The sequence below is a fragment of the Microbacterium sp. IEGM 1404 genome (assembly GCF_030056775.1).
Lineage (GTDB): Bacteria > Actinomycetota > Actinomycetes > Actinomycetales > Microbacteriaceae > Microbacterium.
Map to the genome: position 1 here is coordinate 389,500 of NZ_JASHKP010000004.1, position 25,083 is coordinate 414,582.

20 protein-coding genes are annotated in these 25,083 nt (G+C 72.0%); 11 read left to right on the forward strand and 9 right to left on the reverse strand.

The window, feature by feature from the left end; all coding sequences use genetic code 11:
* Window positions 1-14 precede the first annotated feature (14 nt).
* A complete protein-coding gene (locus tag QM517_RS16220) occupies window positions 15-1,115 on the forward strand; it encodes a M15 family metallopeptidase (protein WP_283288932.1) in 1,101 nt (366 codons plus the stop codon).
* Window positions 1,116-1,121: 6 nt separating this feature from the next.
* Here QM517_RS16220 and QM517_RS16225 read toward each other — a convergent pair whose 3' ends face one another.
* Both QM517_RS16225 and QM517_RS16230 read right to left on the reverse strand, forming a co-directional pair.
* Complete coding sequence (locus QM517_RS16225; protein ID WP_283288934.1) at window positions 1,122-1,880, reverse strand: energy-coupling factor transporter transmembrane component T; 759 nt, start codon at window positions 1,878-1,880, stop codon at window positions 1,122-1,124.
* Complete coding sequence (locus tag QM517_RS16230) at window positions 1,877-3,625, reverse strand: ABC transporter ATP-binding protein (protein ID WP_283288936.1); 1,749 nt, start codon at window positions 3,623-3,625, stop codon at window positions 1,877-1,879. The genes QM517_RS16225 and QM517_RS16230 overlap by 4 nt, the downstream gene beginning before the upstream one ends.
* A 193-nt stretch (window positions 3,626-3,818) precedes the next feature.
* On the opposite strand from QM517_RS16230, the gene QM517_RS16235 reads away from it, so the two are divergent.
* From QM517_RS16235 to QM517_RS16245, 3 genes are read left to right on the forward strand one after another with little or no spacing between them, the layout of a single operon-like run.
* Window positions 3,819-5,600: a TIGR03767 family metallophosphoesterase gene (locus QM517_RS16235; RefSeq protein ID WP_283288939.1), complete on the forward strand. Its 1,782-nt coding sequence runs from the start codon at window positions 3,819-3,821 to the stop codon at window positions 5,598-5,600.
* Window positions 5,597-5,944 (forward strand): hypothetical protein, encoded by a 348-nt coding sequence (locus QM517_RS16240; RefSeq protein ID WP_139340644.1) that lies wholly within the window; start codon window positions 5,597-5,599, stop codon window positions 5,942-5,944. Before QM517_RS16235 ends, QM517_RS16240 begins: the two co-directional genes overlap by 4 nt.
* A complete protein-coding gene (locus QM517_RS16245) occupies window positions 5,941-6,492 on the forward strand; it encodes a hypothetical protein (RefSeq protein WP_283288941.1) in 552 nt (183 codons plus the stop codon). The genes QM517_RS16240 and QM517_RS16245 overlap by 4 nt, the downstream gene beginning before the upstream one ends.
* On the opposite strand, the gene QM517_RS16250 is transcribed toward QM517_RS16245, so the two are convergent.
* Window positions 6,489-7,043 carry an ECF transporter S component gene (locus QM517_RS16250; RefSeq protein WP_283288943.1) on the reverse strand — a complete coding sequence of 185 codons (555 nt, stop codon included), beginning with the start codon at window positions 7,041-7,043 and terminating at the stop codon, window positions 6,489-6,491. The two genes, QM517_RS16245 and QM517_RS16250, sit on opposite strands and share 4 nt — an antisense overlap.
* A gap of 151 nt (window positions 7,044-7,194) precedes the next feature.
* Here QM517_RS16250 and QM517_RS16255 point away from each other — a divergent pair, with 151 nt between their 5' ends.
* Window positions 7,195-10,767: a S8 family serine peptidase gene (locus QM517_RS16255; protein WP_283288945.1), complete on the forward strand. Its 3,573-nt coding sequence runs from the start codon at window positions 7,195-7,197 to the stop codon at window positions 10,765-10,767.
* 213 nt (window positions 10,768-10,980) lie between these two features.
* On the opposite strand, the gene QM517_RS16260 is transcribed toward QM517_RS16255, so the two are convergent.
* The 3 genes from QM517_RS16260 to QM517_RS16270 all read right to left on the reverse strand — a co-directional run bounded on the left by QM517_RS16260 (window position 10,981) and on the right by QM517_RS16270 (window position 12,976).
* The gene (locus QM517_RS16260; RefSeq protein WP_283288946.1) at window positions 10,981-12,003 is read right to left on the reverse strand and encodes a pirin family protein; all 1,023 of its coding nucleotides are present in this window, start codon (window positions 12,001-12,003) and stop codon (window positions 10,981-10,983) included.
* Entirely contained in the window at window positions 12,000-12,338 is a 339-nt protein-coding gene (locus QM517_RS16265; RefSeq protein ID WP_283288947.1) for a GNAT family N-acetyltransferase, read from the reverse strand. The genes QM517_RS16260 and QM517_RS16265 overlap by 4 nt, the downstream gene beginning before the upstream one ends.
* 122 nt (window positions 12,339-12,460) lie before the next feature.
* Window positions 12,461-12,976 (reverse strand): CGNR zinc finger domain-containing protein, encoded by a 516-nt coding sequence (locus tag QM517_RS16270; RefSeq protein WP_283288948.1) that lies wholly within the window; start codon window positions 12,974-12,976, stop codon window positions 12,461-12,463.
* Window positions 12,977-13,001: 25 nt separating this feature from the next.
* Here QM517_RS16270 and QM517_RS16275 point away from each other — a divergent pair, with 25 nt between their 5' ends.
* The 3 genes from QM517_RS16275 to QM517_RS16285 all read left to right on the forward strand — a co-directional run bounded on the left by QM517_RS16275 (window position 13,002) and on the right by QM517_RS16285 (window position 17,585).
* On the forward strand, window positions 13,002-13,202 hold the full coding sequence (locus QM517_RS16275; protein WP_283288950.1) for a hypothetical protein: 201 nt from the start codon (window positions 13,002-13,004) through the stop codon (window positions 13,200-13,202).
* Window positions 13,203-13,289: 87 nt separating this feature from the next.
* Window positions 13,290-15,329, forward strand: a complete 2,040-nt coding sequence (recQ, locus tag QM517_RS16280; RefSeq protein ID WP_283288952.1) for a DNA helicase RecQ — start codon at window positions 13,290-13,292, stop codon at window positions 15,327-15,329.
* A gap of 153 nt (window positions 15,330-15,482) precedes the next feature.
* A complete protein-coding gene (locus QM517_RS16285; RefSeq protein WP_283288954.1) occupies window positions 15,483-17,585 on the forward strand; it encodes an acyl-CoA dehydrogenase family protein in 2,103 nt (700 codons plus the stop codon).
* A gap of 49 nt (window positions 17,586-17,634) precedes the next feature.
* On the opposite strand, the gene QM517_RS16290 is transcribed toward QM517_RS16285, so the two are convergent.
* Window positions 17,635-17,835 (reverse strand): hypothetical protein, encoded by a 201-nt coding sequence (locus tag QM517_RS16290; protein WP_077050823.1) that lies wholly within the window; start codon window positions 17,833-17,835, stop codon window positions 17,635-17,637.
* A gap of 82 nt (window positions 17,836-17,917) precedes the next feature.
* Here QM517_RS16290 and QM517_RS16295 point away from each other — a divergent pair, with 82 nt between their 5' ends.
* The 3 genes from QM517_RS16295 (at window position 17,918) to QM517_RS16305 (ending at window position 22,700) form a co-directional block, all read left to right on the forward strand.
* Window positions 17,918-18,490, forward strand: a complete 573-nt coding sequence (locus tag QM517_RS16295) for a DNA-3-methyladenine glycosylase I (RefSeq protein WP_283288957.1) — start codon at window positions 17,918-17,920, stop codon at window positions 18,488-18,490.
* 185 nt (window positions 18,491-18,675) lie between these two features.
* Window positions 18,676-20,217 carry a DEAD/DEAH box helicase gene (locus QM517_RS16300; protein ID WP_077050821.1) on the forward strand — a complete coding sequence of 514 codons (1,542 nt, stop codon included), beginning with the start codon at window positions 18,676-18,678 and terminating at the stop codon, window positions 20,215-20,217.
* 137 nt (window positions 20,218-20,354) lie between these two features.
* Window positions 20,355-22,700: an excinuclease ABC subunit UvrA gene (locus tag QM517_RS16305; protein WP_283288959.1), complete on the forward strand. Its 2,346-nt coding sequence runs from the start codon at window positions 20,355-20,357 to the stop codon at window positions 22,698-22,700.
* A gap of 57 nt (window positions 22,701-22,757) precedes the next feature.
* Here QM517_RS16305 and QM517_RS16310 read toward each other — a convergent pair whose 3' ends face one another.
* Both QM517_RS16310 and QM517_RS18740 read right to left on the reverse strand, forming a co-directional pair.
* Window positions 22,758-23,231 (reverse strand): dehydrogenase, encoded by a 474-nt coding sequence (locus QM517_RS16310; protein WP_077051355.1) that lies wholly within the window; start codon window positions 23,229-23,231, stop codon window positions 22,758-22,760.
* A gap of 89 nt (window positions 23,232-23,320) precedes the next feature.
* The gene (locus QM517_RS18740; RefSeq protein WP_077050819.1) at window positions 23,321-25,066 is read right to left on the reverse strand and encodes a cation:proton antiporter domain-containing protein; all 1,746 of its coding nucleotides are present in this window, start codon (window positions 25,064-25,066) and stop codon (window positions 23,321-23,323) included.
* Window positions 25,067-25,083 lie beyond the last annotated feature (17 nt).

Below are 25,083 nucleotides of genomic sequence, written 5' to 3' on the forward strand. Positions count from 1 at the left end.
AGAGAATGGGTCGAGTGACTTCCTTCGATCCCGAGCTCTCGCCCCGCCGCGCCGCGCGCGCCGAGGCCGAACGGCGGGCGACGGAAGCGATCGAGGTGGTCACGCCTCCAGGAGAGCCCGTCGCGCCGATGACGCGGCGCCTGCGCCGCGACGCCCCCACGGCCGCGGGTCTCGGCGTGCGGTGGGCTTCGCGCCCACGGCGGGTCCGTCGACGGATGGCGGTGCTGGCGCTCGGGCTGACGGCCGCGGCCGCGGGACTCATCGCCGCGGGCATTGCGACGGCGGGAAACGTGTCCACCCCGGTGGCCGCGCCCGAGGCGGCGGCGATGGTCGGTCCACCGGCGGTGCCGGCGGAGGGCCTGCCCGTCCCGGTGATCGCCGAGGCGCCCGCGCCGACGAGCCCGTGCGACGACCCGGCCTTCACCGCCGTCCTCGCAACGGGCGACGACACCGCGACGATCGCCGCGATCGGCGGGGCAGGGGCGTTCCGGTCCGCCGTGGCATCCGGGATCGCTCCGTGCATCTCGCTGTCGGACCCGAACCGCGAATGGGTCGTGGTGAACAAGAAGCGTCCGTTCGACCCCGCCGACTACCGGCCCGGCGACCTCGTGATGCCCGACGATGTGCGCGCCCTCAAGGAATCGGGTCTGCGCCGGACCGCGGCCGACGCGTTGACGACGCTCGTGGGCGCGGCCGCGGATGCCGGGGTGGGCGAGATCGGGTATCTCAGCGCCTTCCGCTCCTACGAGAACCAGCAGGCGACGTACGCGGATCGCGTCTCGGTCGGTGGGGTGGAAGAAGCCGACCGCGAGAGCGCGCGCGCCGGGTTCAGCGAGCACCAGTCGGGGCTGGCGGTCGACATCGTGCCGTGCAACCGCTCCTGCGGCACCCTCGACGACGTCGCCGGGTCGAGTCAGGGCGCGTGGGTGCGCGACCACGCCTGGGAGTACGGCTTCATCACCCGGTACGACGTCGGTCGCATCGACGTCACCGGGTACGAGCCCGAGGCGTGGCACCTCCGTTACATCGGGCCCGAGCTCGCGAAGGCGTATCACGACGGGGGTTTCACGACCCTCGAGGAGTTCTTCGGTCTCCCGGCCGCGCCGACGTACTGACCCGCGTCACACGGCGAGGAACACCGCCGCCGACACCGCCCAGAACGCCAGCACGAACGCGGTGTCCCGCCGTCGCCACGGGACGAGGTGCCTCTCCGTGCGATCGGGGTGGGCGCCGAAGGCGCGGGCATCCATCGCCAGGGCCACCCGCTCCGCGTGGCGGATCGCGCCGGCGAGAAGGGGCACCACGGTGCGGATCCACCGGGTCGGCGCGAAGCCCCCGACCCCTCGGACACGCTGCGCCTGGCGGATGGTCTCGAGCTCGCGACCGAAGCGCGGGACGAAGCGGATCGCCGCGAGGGCCGCGTAGCCGACCCGGTACGGCACGCGCAGCTGCTGCACGAGGGCGCGGACGAGGTCGGTGCCGGCGGTCGTGAGTCCCCCGAGGAGGGCGAGCGTCATGATCGCGGCCAGGCGCAGTCCGGTCGAGAAGCCCACGGCGAGGGCGCCGTCGGTGAGGGGCCAGCCGCCGACACGCAGTACCGCGACGCCGCCGATCGAGGGATCCACCCAGACGGCGAAGCCCAGGCCGACCACGATCACCGCGAGCGGCACGACCGCTCCGAGCATCGTGAACAGCCGCGCAGACCACCGGGCGCCGCACAGGAGCAGGACGTACGACAGGACGAGGAAGGCCGCGGGGGTCGTGAGATCGCGCGCGAAGACGAGCGCCAGCATCGCGGGGAGCGCCGCGGCGATCTTCGCGAGCGGGTTCAGGCCGACGAGGAACGCCGTCGGGGCCGGCGCGAGCGCGACGGCGGTCACGATCCGCCGCCGGGGACGTCGCGGAGGCGCGTGATCGCCGCCAGCTCCGGATGCCGCTGCAGCCCGGTGAACGCGCGGCGCAGGGGCGGGACGCCCAGGCCCGTGCGCTCGAGCAGCGGCGCGTCGGCGAACACGGCATCGGCGGGGGCGTCGGCGGCGAGGCGCCCGGCATCCATCACGACCACCCGGTCGGCGTGCTCGGCGACGAGCTGCAGATCGTGCGTGACCACGATGATCGTCGTGCCCCCGTCGCGGAGATCGTCGAGCATCGACATCATCTCGTCGGCGCGGGCGCGATCCTGTCCGTAGGTCGGCTCGTCGAGCACGAGCAGCCGGGCCCCGCCGACGAGCGCCGTCCCCACCGACAGCCGTCGTTTCTGCCCGCCCGAGAGCAGGAACGGGTGGGTGTCCGCGAGATCGGCGAGGCCGAACCGCCCGAGCATCTCGTCGACGCGGCTGCGCACCTCCGCTTCGGGGAGCCGCATCCGACGGAGGCCGTGAGCGAGCTCGTCGAGGACCGTCGTCGTGACGAACTGGTGCTCGGGGTTCTGGAACACGAACCCGACGTGGCGCGACAACCGTCGAGGGGACAGGCGTCGCACGTCGCGCCCGTCGATGCGGACGACCCCGCGCGGAGGCCGTCGGACGCCGGCGATCGCCTGGGCCAGGGTCGTCTTCCCGGCACCGTTGGGGCCGACGACGGCGACGAACTCGCCTTCTCGCACGTCGAGGTCGACGGCGTGCAGCACGGGCGTGCGGCCCCGCGTCACCCTCAGACCGCGCACGCGGACGATCGGCTCGCCCCCGACCCGCACCGGGGTCGGACCGGGAACGGATGCCACAGCGGGGGGCGCGGTATCCTCGAGCGCCGCCCGAAGCTCTCGGGGCGTGAGCGGCAGTCGCTGCAGCGCATAGCCCGCGCGGCGGAGCCGCAGCGCCGCGAGCGTCGCGGTCGGGAGCCACACCCCGAGTCCGTGCAGCTCGAGCGCCCGCCCGCGCAGAACCTCGTCGACGTCTCCGTCGGCGATCACGCGGCCCGCGCCGTCGAGCGCGACGACCCGATCGACGAGCTCCACCGCGGCATCCAGGTCGTGCTCGATGAGCAGAATCGCCCGATCCCCGGTCGCGACGACCTCGCGCAGCGCCGAGTAGACCTCCGCGACCCCGGCCGGATCGAGGCTCGCGGTCGGCTCGTCGAGCACCAGGAGAGGGGAGGCCATGGCCAGCGCGCACGCGATCGCGAGACGCTGCCGGCCCCCTCCGGAGAGGATGTCGGGGGAGTCGTCGCGCCGGTCCCAGAGCCCCACGCGGCGGAGGGCCGCCTCGGCTCGCGCGAGCACCTCGTCGACGGGGAGGCGGAGGTTCTCCGGACCGAAGCACACCTCGTCGAGCACGGTGCCGGTGATGAGCTGGGCGTCGGGGTCCTGGAAGACCATCGCGACGGTCTGCGCGAGCTCGGCGACCGGGGTGGTCGCGGCATCCGTCCCGCTCACGATCACCGTGCCGGTGACGTCGCCCGGGACGACGTGCGGGAGCAGCCCGTTCATCGTGAGAGCCAGGGTCGACTTGCCCGACCCGCTCGGTCCGAGCACGAGCACCACCTCGCCGGGGCGCACCTCGAAGCTCACATCGGCGGGGGTCGCGCGGTCGGCCTCGAAGTGCGTGACGGCGACGTTCCGCAGGCGCAGGAGGGCGTCGACGCCCGCGCGGGGCGCCGCGGCGGTCGGGTGCGGGTGGGCGGTCACGGGTGTCCTTCGGCGAGGCGTCCAGTCTATTTAGGTTCGCCTTACCCGTGGGGGGAGGCGTCTCGACGTCGAGGCGACGCGCTCGGTCGGGGGCTCCCGCCGCCGCGACACGGAGGCACGGCATCCTGCGCTCTGGACGCCTGAAATGCGCGAACGGTACATTCGAGGTTCCTCCGCCCGAACGGACGATCTCGTGACCGGTCTCTCCCGCCGTCAGTTCCTGCACGCCACCGCCGCCGCTGCCGCCGCGACGGGGCTCGGGTTCGACGTCCTCGCACCGCAGCTGGCGCGGGCGGCGACGCCGTCCGCCGACGTCCCGTCGACCCTGCTGCAGACGATCCGCCAGGGCTCGGTGCTCTCGGGCAGGTACCGCACGCTCACCACCGGGCCGGGGGAGCCGTACCTCCCGCGCATCGACGTTCTGCGGCGCACCCCGTCGCCGACGCGCACCACGGCGCGCCGCTCGCTGCTGTACCTCGGCCACCTGTCCGACCTCCACGTCATCGAGGCGCAGTCCCCGGGACGCATCGAGCCGATGATCGTGCAGGACCACTCCGCGTGGGGCTCGGCCTTCCACCCGCAGGATCCGCTGAGTCCCCACGCGACCGCGGCGATGGTGCAGGCCTTCTCCGACGCCCGCTACAGCCCGCTCACGGGCGCGCCGATGAGCGCGGCGATCGTCACCGGCGACAGCGCCGACATGCACTCGCACCTCGAGCTGCGCTGGTACATCGACCTCATGGACGGCCTCGCGGTCGACCCGGCCACCGGCGGACCGACGTGGCAGGGCGTGCAGGCGTGGAGCGAGGCGACGTGGGCGTACCGTCCCGGCGATCCGAGCGGCGGCGACTTCGGCGACTACGGATTCCCGCGCCTCCCCGACCTCCTCGCGCAGGCGATCGCCCAGCCCGTGCAGTCCGTCGGCCTCCCGGCGCCCTGGTACGCCGTGTACGGCAACCACGACACCCTGCTCCTCGGAACCTTCGACATCAGCCCGCAGTTGCGCGCACTGGCCGTCGGCGCCCGGAAGTCGTACACCCTGGATGCCACGGCCTCCACGGCCCTCGAGGGATGGGCCGCGGGGACGAGCGTCCTCGCGCAGGTGCTCGCGGCGCTGGGGCTGGCATCCGGGGGTCCGGGGTTCACGGAGGTCACGGCCAACCCCGAGCGCTACCTGTTCGAGCAGCGCGACTTCATGGCCGAGCACTTCCGGACCGAGCCCACGCCCGGACCCGTCGGCCACGGCTTCACCGCCCACAACCTCGCCTCGGGCGAGACGTGGTGGCAGGCCGACCTGAGCCCGCGCGTCCGGGCGTTCGGACTCGACACGTGCAACGCCGTCGCCGGCCCCGACGGTGCGGTGCCCGAATCCCAGATGCAGTGGCTGCGCGCGCAGCTCGAGATCGCGCAGCGCGACCAGGTGCTCGCGCTGATCTTCAGCCACCACAACAGCCTCACGCTCGAGAACCGCGCGACCCGACCGGGGGTCGACGAGAAGCTCTACGGGGCGGACGAGTTCGTCGCCCTGCTGCTGGAATTCCCCGTCGTCGTCGGATGGCTGAACGGCCACACGCACCTCAACCAGATCCTCGCGCACACGAACGCGAAGGGCGGGTTCTGGGAGATCACGACCGCGTCCTGCATCGACTTCCCCCAGCAGCAACAGGTCGTGGAGGTCGTCGACAACCGCGACGGCACGCTGTCGCTGTTCACGACGGTGCTCGATCACGCCTCGCCCGCGGCTCCGGGGAACTCCGGTTCGGTCGCCGACCTCGCCGCGCGCAGCCGCGAGCTCACGGCGAACGACTGGGCCGAGACGCCGCTCATGCGACGCGGGTCGCCGCTGGACCGCAACACCGAACTGCTGCTCCCCGCGCCGTTCGACCTCTCGGTGATCACCGACGCGCAGCTCGAGGCGCAGCACGTGACCGAGCGGGCGCGGATCCGCGCGTACGAGAAGGAGCGGGGGCTGTGAGGCGGTTGTTCGGAGTGTGCGCCCTTGCGGCGACCCTCGCGCTGGCCGGTTGCTCGCAGGTCGCCGCGATCGCGCCCGTGGGCGGGAACCACCTGACCGAGGTGCGCTTCGCCACGATCGACGTGCTGCAGCAGAAGGGCATCGCGCTCGAGGCCGTGCCGACGTGCACGCGCGCGTCCGACGGCGCGATCTCCTGCACCGGGACGACGGAGGACGGCGCCGCGGTCACCGCAGCCTCCCCCGCGGCCGACCCCGACAGCTTCACCGTGACGGTGGGCTCCGACACGGTGTTCACCGGCAGCGTCAGCGCCGTGATCGACCAGGCCGCGGGGGTGACCCCGTGAGGCGCGTCCTGCTCGTCGCGGCCGTCGTGCTGGGGAACGCCGTCGTGCAGGCGCTGTGCGTCCTGCCGGGAGCGACGCCCGCCATCGACCCGCTGTTCCTCGCGATGCTCTCGGCATCCGTCCTCTCGCTCGTCGCCGCGGCGACGGCCGTGATCGCGCTCGTGGGCGGTCCGGGTGCCCGGTGGCTGCGTGCGCTCGCCGCCGTGGTCGTCGCGCTCGTCGTCGTCGGGGCGCTCGCCGTGGTGTCGTCGGCGACCGTCGTTCCGTCCCTGCTCGTCGCCTTCGTCCTCGTGTCGCCCGCCGGTGATCCGGATGCCACGGCGTGGGGCGGTCTGCGCGCGTTCGCCCGGCATCCGGTCCGGGCCGTCCTGCTCGCCGTCGTGACGCTGCTGGTGATCGCGGTGCTCGTCGTGGCCGCGCTGCTCCTCGGCTTCCTCGTGACCGGGTGGCTGGGGTCGCTCCTGACGTGGATCGTCGCGGGCGCCGCGGCCGCGCTGCTCGTGCGGGCGTGGGTCGGGCTGGCGCGGCGGCCGCGGCGGGCGGACTAGCGCTGCGACAGTCCGCGGGCGACGCCCGCGCCGCGCAGGCCCGACCCGATTGCGAGGCCGACGGCCGTCCAGACGACCGGACCGAGCACGCCGATCACGAGATAGGTGATCCGGGCCCACGGAGCGAGCGCGCCGATGTCGGCGGCGAACCACACGGCCGCGGCAACGAGCACCCCGATGATCACGGCCGACACGAAGAAGCGGGCCGCGGCCCACACGCGGTAGCGGGTGAGGGCGGCGACGGCCTCCTGGATGCCGCCGAAGAGGATCGCGGTCCCGAGGAAGCGGAAGGTCCACTGCGGAGCCATGGCGCTCGCCACCAGCGCCGCGAGCACGTGGGTCAGCAACGCCACCCACGCCCGGCGGACGACCTGCTGCGCGATGATCCCCGGCAGGACGTGCGACCCGAGCACGAGGCCGTACGCCCAGGGCGCGGTGGCCAGCACGACGAGCGTCAGCCAGCCCGCGGCGCCGCCCAGGATCCCCGTGCCCACGCCGATCGCCGCGCAGACGAGGAGGACGCGAGTGGACAGACGGGATGCCGACGACACGGGGTCAGCGTATCGGGACCGCGGCATCCGGTTACCGGACGGAGTCCAAAAGAAACCGTTGGTGATGAATTCGCCGTGAGTTATGTTTGTGCGACGCGCGCCGAAGAAGTCGCGCACATCGCTCAATTCATCCCCCCGTTTGGAGCGCACTATGGGTCGTACCCTGCGTTCGGCCGCGGCCATCGCATTGGCCGGGCTTTTCACCGCTGCCGGAGTCACCTCCGCGCAGGCCGCCGTCGTGGGCGAGGGGGTGACCCCTCCCACACCCATCGAGTCCGCCACCGGGCGGTACATCGTCGTCCTCGACGAAGCGCCCGTCGCCACCTATGACGGCGGCGAAGCGGGCCTGCGCGCGACGAAGTCCGACGATGCCCGCCTCGACACCGGTTCGGATGCCGTCCGCGAGTACTCGGCCTTCCTCGAGCAGCGCCAGCAGGACGTCGCCGACGAAGCCGGGGTGGACGCCGACTACTCGTACACGCTCGCCGTCAACGGCTTCAGCGCGGCGATGGACCCGAACCAGGCCGCGAAGCTCGCCGCCACGAAGGGCGTGCAGAAGGTCGTCCCCGACGAGATCCGCCACCCGGCGGCCGTCCCCTCCACCGAGTTCCTCGGGCTCGAGGGCGACGGCGGCGTGTGGCAGCAGGTCGGCGGAGTCGACGCGGCGGGCGAGGGTGTCGTGGTCGGTGTCGTCGACACCGGCATCGCGCCCGAGAACCCGTCGTTCGCGGGCGACCCGCTCGGCACGACGCCCGGTGACCAGCCGTACCTCGACGGCAACGACGTCGTCTACCGCAAGGCCGACGGCACCGACTTCCGGTCGCCGCGCGTCGCCACGGGCGACGGCTGGTCGGTCGACGACTACTCCACGAAGCTCGTCGGCGCGCGCTACTTCGATCAGGGTGCCGCCGCGACCGGCTTCACCTTCGAAGCCGACTACCGCTCCCCGCGCGACGGCGACGCGCACGGCTCGCACACCGCGAGCACGGCCGCCGGCAACAACGGCGTCGACGCCAGCGTCGAGGGCATCGACTTCGGTGCCATCTCGGGCGTGGCCCCGGCCGCGAAGGTCGCCGCGTACAAGGCCTGCTACTCCGGTCCCGACCCGCTCGTCACCACCGACGACGTCTGCGCGCTGAGCGACCTGCTCGGCGCCATCAACGCCGCCGTCGCCGACGGCGTCGACGTGATCAACTACTCCATCGGCGGCGGGGCGGCCACCACCACCCTCGCCCTCGAGGACGCGGCGTTCTTCAACGCCGCCGCGGCGGGCATCTTCGTCGCCGTCTCGGCCGGCAACTCCGGCCCCGACGCCTCCACCGCCGACCACGCCTCGCCCTGGTACACCACGGTCGCGGCATCCACGATCCCGACCTACGAGGGCACCGTGAAGCTCCCGAACGGCTTCCAGGCCGCGGGTGCCTCGGTCTCCGTCCGGGCGGGTGAGGACGTGACGGGACCGGTGGTCTACGCCGGCGACATCGCGGCATCCGGAGCGGATCCGGCGAACGCCGCCCTATGCCTCCTCGGATCGCTCGACGCGGCGCAGGCCGCCGGCAAGATCGTCGTGTGCGACCGCGGGCAGAACGCGCGCATCGAGAAGTCGCAGGCCGTGAAGGAGGCGGGCGGGATCGGCATGATTCTCGTCAACGTCACCCCCGCGTCGGTCGACAACGACTTCCACTCCGTGCCGACCGTGCACATCGACGCGCGCTACCGCGACGACCTCCTCGCCTACGTGCGGGGCAACGCGGATGCCACGGCGACCCTCGTGGGCGAGAACGTCACGGGAGTCGAGACGCCGACGCCGCAGGTCGCCGGCTTCTCCAGCCGCGGACCGATGCTCGCCGACGGCAGCGACGTGCTCAAGCCCGACATCTCGGCGCCCGGCGTGGCGATCCTCGCCGCCGCCGCGAACGCCGAGGGTGCCGCTCCCACGTTCGAGTTCCTCTCGGGCACGTCCATGTCTTCGCCGCACATCGCCGGTCTCGCCGCCCTGTACCTGGGCGAGCGACCGCTGGCCACGCCCGCCGAGGTGAAGTCCGCCATGATGACCACGGCGTACGACACCGTCGACGTCGAGGGCGCCCCTGCGCAGGATCCGTTCGCGCAGGGTGCGGGTCACGTCGACCCGACGAAGTACTTCGACCCGGGTCTGCTGTACCTCAACGGTCCCGCCGACTGGGCGGCGTTCCTGCAGGGCAAGGGCCTCGAGGACTTCGGCGTCGAGCCGATCGACGGCAGCGACCTGAACCTGGCATCCATCTCCATCGGATCCCTGGCCAAGCCGCAGACCGTCACGCGCACCGTGACCTCCACGCAGGCGGGCACGTTCGAGGCATCCATCGACGTCCCCGGACTGGATGCCACGGTCGAGCCGTCCACACTGACCTTCGGCGCGGCGGGCGAGACGCAGACCTTCACGGTCACGTTCTCCCGCACCACCGCGGCAGCCGAGCAGTGGACGACGGGCTTCCTCACGTGGACCAGCGGCGACACCCAGGTGCGCTCGCCGATCGCGGTGCGGCCGACGACCGCCGAGGCCCCGGCCGAGGTCGCGGGCACCGGGCTGTCGGGTTCGACGGGCGTGGAGATCCTCCCCGGCGTGAGCGGCGACCTGCCGCTGACGGTGTCGGGTCTCTCGGCCGTCACCCTGCTGACCGATCCCGACAACCCGGTCGACGGACACTCCGGTGACCAGGACTCGGGTGACGCGGACGGCTACGTCCGGTGGATCGTGGACGTGCCCGAGGGGACGACCCTCTCGCGTTTCGACCTCGACTCCTCCGACGACACCGGCAGCGACCTCGACCTGTTCGTGTCGCGCGTGGTGAGCCCGGACGACCTCCGGTACTACGAGCGGTTCACCTCGGCGACCGGCTCGGCGGACGAGCGCGTCTCGCTGCCGAACCCGACCCCCGGCACCTACCTCGTCGAGGCGAACATCTACTCGTTCACGGCGCCGTTCACGTGGGACATGACCTACGCGAACGTGCAGCCCGGTGGCGAGGGGCAGCTCACGGCCACGCCGAACCCGATCCCCGCCGAGCAGGGAGTGGCGACGACCTACGACCTGTCATGGCAGGGACTGCAGCCGCAGACCCGGTACCTCGGGGTCGTGCAGTACGGCGAATCCAACGTGCAGACGGTGCTGACGGTCGACTCGGGTCAAGCGGCCCCGGTCAACGTCGACGCTCCGACGATCTCGGGCACGCCGAAGCTCGGCCGCACCCTGACGGCGACCGCCGGCACCTGGGACCCGGCCGAGGTCACCACGACGTTCCAGTGGCTGCGCGGCGGTGAGCCGATCGAGGGCGCGACCTCGTCGACGTACCGCGTGAAGCGCGACGACGTCGGTGCGGTGCTCTCGGTGCGGGTGACCGCGACCGACGCCGGCACCGGGCTCACCGGTACGGCGGACAGCGCGGGCGTGCCCGTCGTGGCCTCGTCGCGGACGACCGTGACGGTGAACCCGTGGGTCGGCCGCACGAGCGACACCTACACCCTGACCGTCAAGGTCCGCCCCTCGGGTGGTCCCGCGGCGACCGGTGAGGTGACGGTGACCGTCGCCGGCAAGCCGTACACGGCGACGCTCGAGGACGGCCGTGCCACGATCACGCTCGACCCGCAGACGCGGGGCCTGCGCATCGTGGCCGCGGAGTACGAGGGCAGCGAGACCGTCTCGGCCTCGGAGACGTACAGCGCGTTCATCGTGCTGCGCTGATCCTCACGCCGACGCGGCGCCCGGGCTCCGGCTCGGGCGCCGCGTTCGCGTTCGGGGCGTGCGTTCGCGTTCGGGGCGTGCGTTCGCGTTCGGGGCGTGCGTTCGCGTCCGGGGCGTGCGTTCGCTCGGGCCCCAGGCCGAGTGTCCAAGACACGCGGACGCCGGGCCGGGCCGTCCGCGTGTCCTGGACAGTGAAGCCCCGCCCGACGCGCGCTACACCCGGCGGCGGCGCGGCGTGAGCCGCACGGCGGGGAGCGGCGGGGCGGGGATGCGCTCGGGACCGTGGTCGACGACGGTGCCGAAGCGCGGAGCACCGGCCTCCCAGGCCTCGCGGGCCGCGGCGATCTCGTCGTGCGAACGACCCACGAAGTTCCACCACATCACGATGTCCGCTTCGAACGGCTCACCGCCGAGCAGAAAGACGCGGGCGCCCTCGGCGGACACCAGTTCCACGTGGTCCCGACCCGTGCCGAGGTAGAGCAGACGTGATCCGTCGACGGATGCCGTGGCCTCCGCTGTCGGGAGAGGAGTGGTGCGGCGTGCGGCGTCGGCGTCGACGGCATCCACCCCCGTCTGCACCTCGGCGGAACCGATCATGCCGTAGAGGGCATATTCCCATCGGGTGTCGAGGGGCACGCGGACCGGGATGCCGGCGGGCAGTCGGAGCTCCGCTCCCACGATGGCGGTGTGGACGGTGGCGGGGGACGAGACTCCCCCGAGCGAGCCCAGGACGACGATGGCGTCCGCGCCCTGGCCGAGATCCAGGACCGGGAGGTCCTCGTGCCGCTCGAACGCCGGTCCGCCGTGGCGGCGGGACTCCGGCAGCGCCACCCAGAGCTGGAGTGCGTCGAGGGGGACGGGGTCGTCGCCGACCGAATATTCCGAGTGCGCGATGCCGTCGCCGCTGGTCATCAGGTTCAGAGCGCCGGGGCGGACGACGACGTCGCTGCCCACGGCATCCCGGTGGCGCACCTCGCCGACGATCGGCCAGGTCACGGTTTGCAGACCGATGTGGGGGTGCGGCTCGACCCGCATCAGGGTCTCCTGCGGTCCGAACCGGTCGAGGAAGCACCACGCCCCCACCATCGGCAGCGCACGATGCGGAAGGGTGCGGTGCACCTCCATGTTGCGGACGCCCCCGAGCGGGACCTCCCGGGCCTCGACCACGAGGGCGCGCGGTCCGTCGCAGTCGACCGGGCCCTCGGATGCCGGTGGCGCGACGTCGAGTCGGGTCATGCCGGCTCGCCGGGATCCGCCGAGTCGGCCGCGTCTTCCTCGCGGGGCCACTCGATGACGAGGCCGGGGACGTCGTGCTCGCGAAGGTAGTGCGCGACGAACGGGCACGTGGGCACGATCGTGTCGCCGCGCCGGGCGAGATCGGCCAGCGCTTCGCCGGCGAGGGTCGAACCCAGGCCCTTGCCCTTGAACGAGGAGTCGATCTCGGTGTGGGGGAGGACCACGCGTCCCTCACCGGCCGGACGGAACTGCAGCACCCCGCCCAGTTCGCCGTCCACGTGCACTTCGTATCGGCGCGCCTCGTCGTTGCGGGTCACGGTCACTGCGTCGGTCATGTCGCCTCCGGTCGTCGGTACTGCCCTCAACGTTCGCAGGGCGAGCCCTGTTCCGCCATCCCCGGTGCCGCGCGGCACGCTGTGCCAGCGCCGGTGGGCGTTCGTGGTTCGGGGTTGGTGGTTCAGCCGCGCGCGCGGTGCCGGCGCACGGCGGCGCGGTTCGCGCAGCGCACCGAGCAGTAGCGCTGACGGCCGTTACGGGTGACGTCGACGACGACGCGGTCGCAGGGGGCGGCGCCGCATCGGCCCAGGCGGTGGATGCCGCGGGTGACGAGGTGCAGCGCGGTGCCCACCGAGATCACCGCCGCCAGCACTCGGGGGAGCGAGTCGTCGGTGTCGCGGTAGTGGAGGTGCCAGCCCTCGCCGTCGTGGTCGGTGAGCCGCGGATACGCCGCCGCCCCGGCCATCTCGAGGTTCAGCAGCGCCGCGCGCGCCGCGGGGTCGGGCTCATCGACGACCCGCAGCCACCGGTCGATCACGTCGCGCGTGCGCGGGTGGTCGTCGGATGCCACCGGGAACGCCATCGTCATGCCGAGCTCGCGCGTGCGCTCCTCGATGCCCGCGCGGTCGGCGGGCCAGTCGTTCGCGAGCGACGCCGCTAGCAGCACGGCGTACTCCCCGTAAGGGTTGAGATGCATAACGGCATTACAGCACGCTGGCCTCATGACCGCCGCCGACACCCTCGCCTCGCCCGTCGCCTCGCCCGTCGCCCCCGTCCACGAACACGCGTGGATCACCGAGTCGGTGCACGCGACGAGCGAAGGGCGGGTGCGGTACGTCCGCTGCGTCGGCTGCTCCGCGCGACGTGTCGAGCTCGAGGCATCCGACCTCCCGCCGACGCCGCTGACCCGCGCGTCGCATTGATCCTCCACACCCCCGATTCCTGACGATTCCTCCCCCGAACAGAGCGCTCGCCGGATGCGTGTCCGTGCCCGGGGTTACCGTGGTGGAGTGACTTTCCCCGGCGCCGCCCCCGAGCCGTACGCCGATGCGCCTCCCGAGGCGTTCGACGGATACGACGATCCGTACGCGGGGGCGGACTGGGATCCCGATCTGTTCGCCCCGCCCGACGACCCCGACGCTCCGCCCCCGCCGATGGATGCCACGACCTCCCCGTTCGCGCGAGCCGCGGTGGTGACCGGAACCGCTCGCGAACTGCCCGACGTGCGCGATTTCACCGGGCGCGATCCGCGCGAGGTGCTGCACGAGGTCTACGGCTACGACGCCTTCCGCGGCGACCAGGCCGAGATCGTGCAGCAGGTCATCGACGGTGGCGACGCCGTCGTGCTCATGCCCACCGGCGGTGGCAAGAGCGTCACCTACCAGGTGCCGGCGCTCGTGCGCCCGGGCACCGGTCTGGTGGTGAGCCCCCTCATCGCCCTCATGCACGATCAGGTCGACGCGCTCGTGGCCAACGGCGTGCGGGCGGCGTACCTGAACTCGACGCAGGCCCCGGCCGAGAGGCAGGCGGTCGAGCAGGCGTATCTCGCCGGCGACCTCGATCTCCTCTACGTCGCTCCCGAGCGGCTCAACGGAGCGCAGACCCTGGCGCTCCTGTCGCGCGGACGGCTCAGCGTCATCGCGATCGACGAAGCCCATTGCGTGTCGCAGTGGGGCCACGACTTCCGGCCGGACTACCTCGCCCTGGGTGACCTCGCCGAGCGGTTCCCCGGTGTCCCGCGCATGGCTCTCACGGCGACCGCCACCCCCGAGACCGCCCGCGAGATCGTCGAGCGCCTGCGCCTCCGCGACGCCCGCACGTTCGTCGCGAGCTTCGACCGGCCCAACATCCAGTACCGCGTCGACGCGAAGGTCGACCCCCGCCGCCAGCTCGTGTCGTTCATCCGCTCCCAGCCCGAGGGGTCGGCGGGCATCGTGTATGCCCTGAGCCGCAAGAGCGTCGAGCAGACCGCGGCGTACCTCGCCGCGCAGGGCCTCGACGCCCTGCCGTACCACGCGGGCCTCGACACCTCGGTGCGCGCGGCGAACCAGTCGCGCTTCCTCCGCGACGACGGGGTGATCATGGTCGCCACGATCGCCTTCGGCATGGGCATCGACAAGCCCGACGTCCGCTTCGTCGCGCACATCGATCTGCCGAAGTCCGTCGAGGGCTACTACCAGGAGACGGGTCGCGCGGGCCGCGACGGCGATCCCTCGGTGGTGTGGATGGCGTACGGCCTCGGCGACGTCGTGCAGCAGCGCCGCATGATCGACCAGTCTCCCGGCGACCGTTCCTACAAGATGCGTCTCGGCCAGCACCTCGACGCCATGCTCGCCCTGTGCGAGACGGTCGGATGCCGCCGCCAGAACCTGCTGTCGTACTTCGGTGAACCGTCCGAGCCGTGCGGCAACTGCGACACGTGCCTGACGCCGCCCGACACGTGGGACGGCCTGGTGGCGGCGCAGAAGCTGCTGTCCACGATCGTCCGGTTGCAGCGCGAGCGCGGGCAGGCCTTCGGCGCCGGCCACCTGATCGACATCCTGCGCGGCGCCAAGACCGAGCGCATCGCTCAGCAGGGCCACGATCGACTCTCCACGTACGGGCTCGGCGCCGACCTGTCCGATCAGGACTGGCGCAGTGTCATCCGTCAGCTCCTCGCGCGCGGCATCATCGTCGCCCAGGGTGACTACGGCACCCTCGCGCTCAGCGAGGCCTCGGGTGGCGTGCTGCGCGGAGAGACGCCGGTACCTCTGCGCCGCGATGCCCTCGGTCGCTCCGGTGGGGGTGGCGGATCGCGCCCGCGCAAGTCCAGTGCCGACGACGTCGCTGCCGGCGACCGCGATCTGTTCGAGGCGCTGCGCGCGTGGCGCGCCGAGCAGGCGCGCGAGCAGGGCGTGCCGGCATACATCGTCTTCGGCGACGCCACTCTGCGCGCGATCGCCGCCGAGCGGCCCGGCTCGATGGGCGACCTCGATGGCATCACCGGCATCGGCGCCAAGAAGCGGGAGGCCTACGGCGATGGCATCCTCGCGGTCGTCGCCCAGCACTGACGCGCTCGGCACCCTCACAGGGATGTTGACCCCCCACAACCAACCGACCCGGCGTCGCGCCAGAGCATTGTGGCCACCTCACACAATGTTTGATCCGCTGTTGTGGGACTCCTACCGTGGGGACATCCCTTTGCAACGTCGAAAGGTGCCGAAATGACCGACGCCGCCGTCCGTCCCACCACGCCCGCCACGAGCACGCGTACCCCCGTCGGGGGTGCGCCGACAGCCGCGCATTCCGCCGCCGAGGCCGCCGAGAACCGCATCGACATCGAGAAGGTCACCGACCTCCTGCTCGGAACGTGGGCGGACACGCGCCGGGAGGCGCGCGCGATGCTGAAGGATCCGATCTTCTGGCGCGACGACAGCCTCGCCATGGACGCGCACCGCGAGCGGACCCTCGGCCAGCTGCACGAGCTCGTCGCGCGCAAGGCCGTGCACCGTGCGTTCCCGAAGCGGTTCGGGGGCGAGGAGAACAACGGCGCGAACATCGCCGGGTTCGAAGAGCTGGTGGCCGCCGACCCCAGCCTGCAGATCAAGTCGGGCGTGCAGTGGGGCCTGTTCGGCTCGGCCGTCCTCCAGCTCGGAACCGAGAAGCACCACGAGAAGTGGCTGCCCGGCATCATGAGCCTCGACATCCCCGGGGCCTTCGCGATGACCGAGACCGGCCACGGCTCCGACGTCGCCGCCATCGGCACGACGGCTACGTACGACGCCGACACCGAGGAGTTCGTCATCCACACGCCGTTCCGCGGCGCGTGGAAGGACTACCTCGGCAACGCCGCCTTGCACGGCAAGGCCGCGACCGTGTTCGCCCAGCTCATCACGAACGGCGTCAACCACGGCGTGCACTGCTTCTACGTTCCGCTCCGCGATGACGAGGGGGCCTTCCTCCCCGGCATCGGCGGCGAGGACGACGGCCTCAAGGGCGGCCTCAACGGCATCGACAACGGACGCCTCCACTTCGACCACGTGCGCGTCCCCCGTGAGAACCTGTTGAACCGCTACGGCGACGTCGCCGCCGACGGCACGTACTCGAGCGACATCGCCAGCCCCGGGCGTCGCTTCTTCACGATGCTCGGCACCCTCGTCCAGGGACGCGTCTCGCTCGACGGTGCGGCCGCGTGGGCGTCCGCGATCGGCCTCACGATCGCGATCACCTACGGCAACCAGCGTCGGCAGTTCGACTCGGGCAGCGGGACGCCCGAGGTCACTCTGCTCGACTACGGCAAGCACCAGCGCCGCCTCCTGCCGCGCCTGGCGACGACGTACGCGCAGATCTTCGCGCACGACGAGTTCCTTCAGAAGTTCGACGGCGTCTTCAGCGGACGCCTCGACACGGATGCCGATCGCGAAGACCTCGAGACGCTCGCCGCCGCGCTGAAGCCGCTGTCGACGTGGCACGCGCTGGACACGCTGCAGGAGTCGCGCGAAGCATGCGGCGGCCAGGGCTTCCTCTTCGAGAACCGTCTCGTGGGGCTCCGCGCCGACCTCGACATCTACGTCACCTTCGAGGGCGACAACAATGTCCTCCTGCAGCTCGTCGGCAAGCGCCTGCTCGCCGACTACGCCCGTCAGTTCAAGGGCAAGGATGCCAAGGCCCTCGCCGCGTTCGCGGTGGGACAGACCGCGGGCAAGCTCTTCCACGGTGCGGGTCTGCGTCAGCTGGGTCAGGCCGTGACCGACCGCGGCTCGACGGCCCGCTCGGTGGAGAAGGGACTCCGCGCTCAGCAGCAGCACGAGCTGCTCGCCGACCGCGTGCAGCAGATGGTGGCCGACATCGCGGGGCGGCTGCGCCCGGCATCCAAGCTCTCCCGCGAGGAGGCGGCGGCACTCTTCAACGAGAACCAGGCCGAGCTGATCGAAGCTGCCCGGGCCCACGGTGAGCTCCTGCAGTGGGAGGCGTTCACCGACGCCGTCAACCGTCTCGGCGACGACGGCTCCCGCCAGGTGCTGACGTGGCTGCGCGACCTCTTCGGCCTGCAGCTCATCGAGAAGCACCTGGCCTGGTACCTGATCAACGGCCGCCTCTCGACACAGCGCGCGGCGGCGGTGTCGAGCTACATCGACCGGCTCTGCGTGCGACTGCGCCCGCACGCGCAGGACCTCGTGGACGCGTTCGGTTACGGCCCCGAGCACATCCGCGCCTCGATCGCCACGGGCGTCGAGGACGACCGGCAGAACGAGGCGGCGTCGTACTACGCGGCGCTGCGGGCGTCGGGCAACGCCCCGGTGCCGGAGAAGAAGCCGGGCAAGTAGGCGCACGGACGGAGGGCGGTGGTCGCGAGGATCGCCGCCCTCCGTCGTGTCAGCTGCGGCGCAGCAGCGCCAGACGCACGAGGGCGAGCGCGGCGATGAGCGCGCCCGCGACGAGCAGGACGATCGCGAACCAGAGCGGTCCGTTCACGCCGATGGTGACGATGCCGATCACGATCATGACGAGCGCGAGGACCAGGCCGAGGACGAGCGAAACGCGTGTCCGGCGCGGACCGAGGGGAACGGTGTGCATGCCCGGGAAGCTAGCGGTCGGCTGATCGCGGGGCCAGGGCTTGCGCCCGGCCCGTGTCCGACCCCCGGCCTACGCTGAGAGCATGAGCGACCTCATCATCGACGCCGACGGCGTCGCCCGGTGCGCGTGGGCCGGCGACGACACCGAGTACCGGCGCTACCACGACGAGGAGTGGGGCACCGAGTTGCGCGGCGACCGGCCGCTGTTCGAGAAGATGAGCCTCGAGGGCTTCCAGGCGGGTCTGTCGTGGATCACGATCCTGCGCAAACGCCCGCGGTTCCGCGAGGTGTTCCACGGGTTCGAACCGTCCACCGTCGCCGCGTTCGGGCCCGACGACGTCGATCGCCTGCTTCAGGATGCCGGGATCATCCGCCACCGCGGCAAGATCGAGGCCGTGATCGGCAACGCCGCCCTCGTCGCCGGCATGGACACGGGCGAGCTCGACGCCCTGCTGTGGTCGTTCGCTCCCGCCGCGCACACGCCTCCGTCATCGTTCGCCGAGGTTCCGGCCGTGACGCCCGAGTCCGAGGCGATGAGCAAAGAGCTGCGGCGCCGCGGGTTCCGCTTCGTCGGACCCACCACCATGTACGCGTTGATGCAGTCCTCGGGAATGGTCGACGATCACGTCGCGGGCTGCTGGCGAGCGGCGGGTTGACCGCACCCGCTAGACTGGTGGCCGGAGCTCTCGCTCCCAGCGTCGTCGAACGCACCGGCCCCCTTCCCGCGGGCCTTTGACCTTCACGGCGAACGGATGCGCCACCCGGCGCCTTCGCCCATTGCAGCCGCAGCATCGCGGCATCCCGAACCGCCGTGCGTGCGTGCGCGCCGGCAGGAGACTTCATGACGTCCCAGAACTTCACCGACCTCGGCGTGCCCGCGCCGCTGATCGCCGTGCTCGCCGAGCAGGGCAAGAACGAGCCGTTCCCGATCCAGGCCGACACCCTGCCCGACACCCTCGCCGGCCGCGACGTGCTCGGCCGCGGCAAGACCGGCTCCGGCAAGACCCTCGCCTTCTCGCTGCCCCTCGTGGCGCGTCTGGCCGCGAAGAGCGACCGCCGGCGCGGGCGCAAGCCCCGCGCGCTCGTGCTCGCCCCCACCCGTGAGCTCGCCAACCAGATCGACGAGGTCATCAAGCCCCTCGCCGCGGCGTACGACCTCACGACCACGACCGTCTACGGCGGCGTGAACCAGAAGCGTCAGGTCGACGCTCTGAACGCCGGCGTCGATATCCTCGTCGCCTGCCCCGGCCGTCTCGAAGACCTCATCGGTCAGGGCTTCGCGAGCCTCGACGCGGTCGAGATCACCGTCCTCGACGAGGCCGACCACATGGCCGACCTCGGCTTCCTCCCCGGCGTCACTCGTCTGCTGGCGCGCACGCCCGCCGACGGACAGCGCCTCCTCTTCTCGGCCACGCTCGACAACGGCGTGGACAAGCTCGTGAAGCGCTTCCTCCGCAACGAGGTCCTCCACTCCGTCGACGAGGCCCACTCGCACGTCGCCGCGATGACGCACCACGTGTTCGTCCCGGCGGACGCGGATGCCAAGAAGAAGCTCGTCGAGACCCTCGCGTCCGGCACGGCTCGCCGCATCCTCTTCATGCGCACCAAGCACCAGGCCAAGAAGCTCGCGAAGGCGCTCACGGCCGCCGGCATCCCGTCGGTCGACCTGCACGGCAACCTGTCGCAGCCGGCCCGTGACCGCAACCTCGCGGCGTTCGGCGACGGCCGGGCGAAGGTCCTCGTCGCCACCGACGTCGCCGCCCGCGGTGTGCACGTCGACGGCGTCGAGCTCGTCGTCCACGTCGACCCGCCCGTCGAGCACAAGGCGTACCTGCACCGCTCCGGTCGTACGGCGCGCGCGGGTTCGGCCGGCGACGTCGTGACGATCATGCTGCCCGAGCAGCGTCGCGACACCCTCGACATCTTGCGCAAGGCCAAGATCGACGTCACCCCGCAGCCGGTCACCTCGGCCTCGCCCGAGGTCGTCGCGCTCGTCGGCGAGGTCGCGCCGTACGTCAAGCCCGAGCCGGTCGTCGCGCAGCCCCAGGGCGGCGGACGCTCGCAGGGCGCCAACGCCCAGCGCAAGCGCGCGGCCCGCGGCCAGGGGTCCTCGGACGCCGCTCCCCGCGTGTCCGCTCCCGGTGAGGGTCGTCGTCGCCGCGGTCGCGGTGCCGGTCAGGCCGCTTCCACGGGAGACGCCGCGCAGCCCGCCCGTCAGGGCCAGCGTTCGGGTGCCGGTCGCGGCCAGGGTGCCGGCGGCAACGCCCGCACGGGTGGCAACGCCGGTCGTACGCAGAGCGCCGGGCGGTCGGCATCCGGTGCCCCCACGACGGGCATGGTCGTCGGGCGCAGCGCCCGCACCAACCGTCGCGCCCAGGGCTGACCCCCTCCTTCTCGTCGCCCCCGCGGATCCGTCCGCGGGGGCGACGTCGTTCCTGCGGGCACGCGGGCGCCGTCGCACGGTCGCGCATGTCGGAGGCCTCGGGCACACTGAGGGGCGACCCAGCCGAGGAGGCCGCCATGCCCGATGCCCCCGCCGACGCCCACGGCGTCATCCGCGTGCGCGGTGCGCGCGAGAACAACCTCAAGAACATCGACGTCGACGTGCCGAAGCGGCGCCTGACGGTGTTCACGGGCGTGAGCGGTTCGGGCAAGTCGTCGCTGGTGTTCGGCACGATCGCCGCCGAGTCGCAGCGGTTGATCAACGACACCTACCCGACGTTCGTCCAGCAGTTCATGGGGCAGCCCGCGCGGCCCGAGGTCGATGCGCTCGAGAACCTCAGCGCGACGATCCGCGTCGACCAGGAGCGAATGGCGCCCAACTCCCGCTCGACCGTCGGCACCGCGACCGACGTGCACGCGATGCTGCGTGTGCTCTTCAGCCGGCTCGGGCAGCCCCACGTCGGGTCGTCGCAGGCGTTCTCCTTCAACGTCCCGTCCCTCTCCGGCGCGGGAGCCGTGACGATCGCGACCGGAGCCCGAAAGGGGCAGAGGGAGCGGCGGTCGTTCGAGATCACCGGCGGCATGTGTCCGGACTGCGAGGGGCTCGGACAGGTGAGCGACATCGACGTCTCGCAGCTCGTCGACGAGTCGCTCTCGCTCAACGACGGCGCGATCCTCGTGCCCGGCTACACCGCCGACGGCTGGATGGTGCGGATCTTCGCGGAGGCGGGCTTCTTCGACGGTGACACCCCCGTGCGCGACTTCACCCCGGAGCAGCGGCAGACCTTCCTCTACGGCGAGCAGCGGAAGGTGCGGATCGCCAGCTCGAACATGACCTACGAGGGTCTCGTCCCGAAGATCACGAAGAGCATGCTGCAGAAGGACCGCGACGGGCTGCAGCCGCACATCCGCGCCTTCGTCGACCGCGCCGTCACGTTCGTGCCGTGCCCCGCGTGCGGCGGTACGCGGCTCAACGAGGGGGCTCGCTCGTCGCGCATCGACGGGATCAACATCGCGGATGCCGCGGCGATGCAGATCACCGACCTCGCCGCCTGGGTGCGCACCATCGATGACCCGTCCGTCGCCCCCATCGTCGACGGTCTCCGCGACACGCTCGATGCCTTCGTCCACATCGGGCTCGGATACCTCTCCCTCGACCGCGCGAGCGGCACGCTCTCGGGAGGCGAGGCGCAGCGCACGAAGATGATCCGTCACCTCGGCTCGAGCCTGACCGACATCACGTACGTCTTCGACGAGCCGACGGCGGGGCTGCACCCGCACGACATCCAGCGGATGAACGACACCCTGCGCCAGCTGCGCGACAAGGGCAACACCGTGCTCGTCGTCGAGCACAAGCCCGAGGTCATCGAGATCGCCGACCACGTCGTCGACCTCGGTCCCCGCGCCGGTCGCGACGGCGGGGCGATCCAGTACGAGGGCGATGTCGCCGGACTCCGCGGTTCCGACACGCTGACCGGCCGCTTCCTCGATCACCGCGCGCGACTGAAGCCTTCGGTCCGGGAGCGCACCGGCGCGCTGCCGATCCGCGGAGCGACCCAGCACAACCTCAAGAACGTCGACGTCGACGTCCCGCTCGGCATCCTGACCGTCGTGACCGGGGTCGCCGGTTCGGGCAAGTCGTCTCTCATCCACGGCAATCTTCCGGCGTTCGACGACGTCGTCGTCGTCGACCAGTCGCCCATCAAGGGCTCCCGGCGAAGCAGCCCCGCGACCTACACCGGCATCCTCGACGCCGTGCGCGCGGCCTTCGCGAAGGCGAACGGCGTCAAGCCGGCGCTGTTCAGCGCGAACTCCGAGGGCGCGTGTCCCGCGTGCAACGGGCTGGGCGTGATCGTCACCCAGCTCGGCTTCCAGTCCACGGTCGAGACGGCCTGCGAACTCTGCGGCGGCACGGGCTTCGCGGACGAGGTTCTCGAGTACACCCTCGACGGCAGGAACATCGCCGAGGTGCTGCAGATGTCGATCGCCGAGGCATCCGCGTTCCTCACCACCGGGCCGGCGGTCGCGGTGCTGGGCCGGCTGGTCGATGTGGGGCTCGGGTACATCACGCTCGGGCAGTCGCTCAACACCCTGTCCGGCGGTGAGCGCCAGCGCCTGAAGCTGGCGATCTCGATGGCCAAGAAGGGGGCCGTGTACGTGCTCGACGAACCGACGACGGGCCTGCACCTCGCCGACGTCGAGACCCTGCTGGCCCTCCTGGATTCCCTCGTGGATGCCGGCAACACCGTCGTCGTGATCGAGCATCACCAGGCGGTCATGGCGCATGCCGACTGGATCATCGACATCGGCCCGGGTGCCGGACGTGATGGCGGATCGATCGTGTTCGAGGGGGTTCCCGCCGACCTCGTGGCCGGTCGGTCCACCCTCACGGGCGAGCACCTCGCGCGCTACGTCGGATCCTGACCGACGCCCTCGAACGCCGGCGGGACGGCCCGCGGGCGGGCGCCGCGGCGGCGACGCTCAGGCCGGGGGAGTCACCGTGGCGGTGTGCAGGTGGCGGTCGCCGTGGGCGAGCACCTTCACGATGACCCCGCGCTGACGCAGCTCCGCCACGGCGCGCGAGGCGTCGGCGCGCGACACCCCGAGCGCCTCGAGGGTCGTGACGACCAGGACGTCGCCGCGGGTCAGCGTGCCGAAGAAGCGATCGAGGCGGGCCGCCCAGTCCTCGAGGGTCTCGGGCGCCGGGTGGCGGAACCCCTCGATGGGCACGCCGAACCGGGTCAGATCGTCGCGCTGCTGCACGACGGAGGGAAGGCCGTCGCGCGAGACGACGAGTCCGACCAGGCGCGACCCGGCGGGACGAGCCCGCCACCACGCGCCGTCGCCCTGCATCTCGGTGAAGCACTGCGGGCAGTCGGCTGCGGTGTGCGCGACGGGGACGGCGGCGCTCGTGGCGTCCGCCGGTGACGTCGGCGTCGGGATCGGATCGCTCATGGGCACCTCCACGTCCATTGTGCCGCACGCCGCGGCTCGCAACCGTCTCGTCGCGCGCCCGTCCTGGCCGCCCGCGGACGGCGGGACCCCTAGTCGTCGCCGTCGATGCGCAGCTCGAGGCTCAACTGGTCGGCGTCGAGTTCGGCCAGCGCGTGACGGAGCGCCGCCGTGCTGTACCGCCCGTCGTGGCTGATGCGGTTCAGTTCCTGGCGCATCGCGTCGATCGAGGCGAGCCGCAGCTCCAGCAGGTCGCGCGCCCGCGTGGTGACGTCGTCGTCCGGCGGGCGGGTCAGCCGCGCTCCGGCCTGCTCGATGAGATCCGCGGGGAACGCCTCGCCGTTGCGGCGGGCGAGGGTGCCCGACGTGACCGCGGCGACCGCGGCCTGTCGCAGCTCGGCATCCAGGGCGTGCTGTTCTTCGCGCGTGGGTCCTTCTCCGCCGCCCTCCGACAGTCCGACGGCGCGGACGACGGCCGTCAGCGTCAGTCCCTGCAGCAGCAGGCTGAACAGGGCCACGAGGAAGGCGACGAAGATGAGCAGCGGGCGGTCCGACACGCCCTCGCTGGGCAGGGTCTGCGCGGCGGCGAGGGTGACGACGCCGCGCATCCCCGCCCATACGACGATGACGCCGTGGCGCCAACCGAGGGGGCTGTCGCGGTAGTAGTCGAGGTCGGCCGTGGTGCGGGCGAGCCGTCGGCGCATCCACGAGAATCGGCGTTCGGCGCGCTCGGGATCCGTTCCGCGGCGGCCGAACGTCTCGGGGTCGGAGCGATAGGCCTCGTGCAGCTGGTCGACCCGTTCCCCGATGCGTTCGGCGCGCTCGCGGTACCGGGAGTGCCCGCGGCTCCTCCGGCCCTGCAGCCAGATCAGACCGGCGACGTACAGCGCTCTCACGCCGAGGGCGATGCCGAGCGCCGAGAGCGCGAGCCACGTGCCGTACCAGAGCCCCTCGTGCTCCCGGAGGTTGGCGCCGACGATGTCCTTCAGCTCCAGGCCGAAGACGAGGAAGACGCCGCCCTCGAGGATGAGCTCGATGGTGCGCCAGTTGACGCGGTCGCTGACACGCTGCTCCGGGGTGAAGCGCCGGGCGGCGCCCTGACCCGTGACGATGCCCGCGACCACGGCGGCGACGAGTCCCGAGCCGCCGAGGTGTTCGGTCGGCAGGTACGCGATGAACGGAACGGTGAAGCTCAGCGCCGTGTTGGCCGCCGGATTGGTCACCCGCTCGCGGATCCGCAGATTGCCCCACCCGACGAGCGCCCCCAGCGCGAGCGCCAGCAGTACGCCCCAGGCGAAGTTCGCGACGGCATCGGCGAACGCGAATCCGGATGCCACGGCCGCCACCGCCGTGCGCAGGAGCACGAGCGCGGTCGCGTCGTTCAGCAGGCTCTCGCCCTCGAGCAGCGTGACCACGCGCGGAGCGATGCCCAGGCGCTTGGCGATGGAGGTGGCCACGGCATCCGTCGGGCTCAGGATCGCGCCCAGCGCCACGCCGAGCGCGAGCCCCATGCCGGGGATGACCGCCGAGAAGAACAGGCCGAGTCCGAGCGCGCTCAGCACGACCAGCAGCACCGACAGCCCGGCGATGGGTGCGAAATCGCGGCGGAACTCGATCGCCGGGAGCTGCACGGCCGCGGAATAGAGCAGCGGGGGGAGCACGCCGATGAGGATCACCTCGGGCGGGACGGCGAACGCCGGCACGAACGGCAGCAGGCTCACCCCGAGCCCGATGGCCATGAGGACCAGGGGACCGGCGACGTTGAATCGCGGCGCGATCACGGTGACGAGGGAGATCACCACGATCCCGCCGACGATGATGAGGAGGGGGTCGACCACGCTCCGAGGCTAGCGCC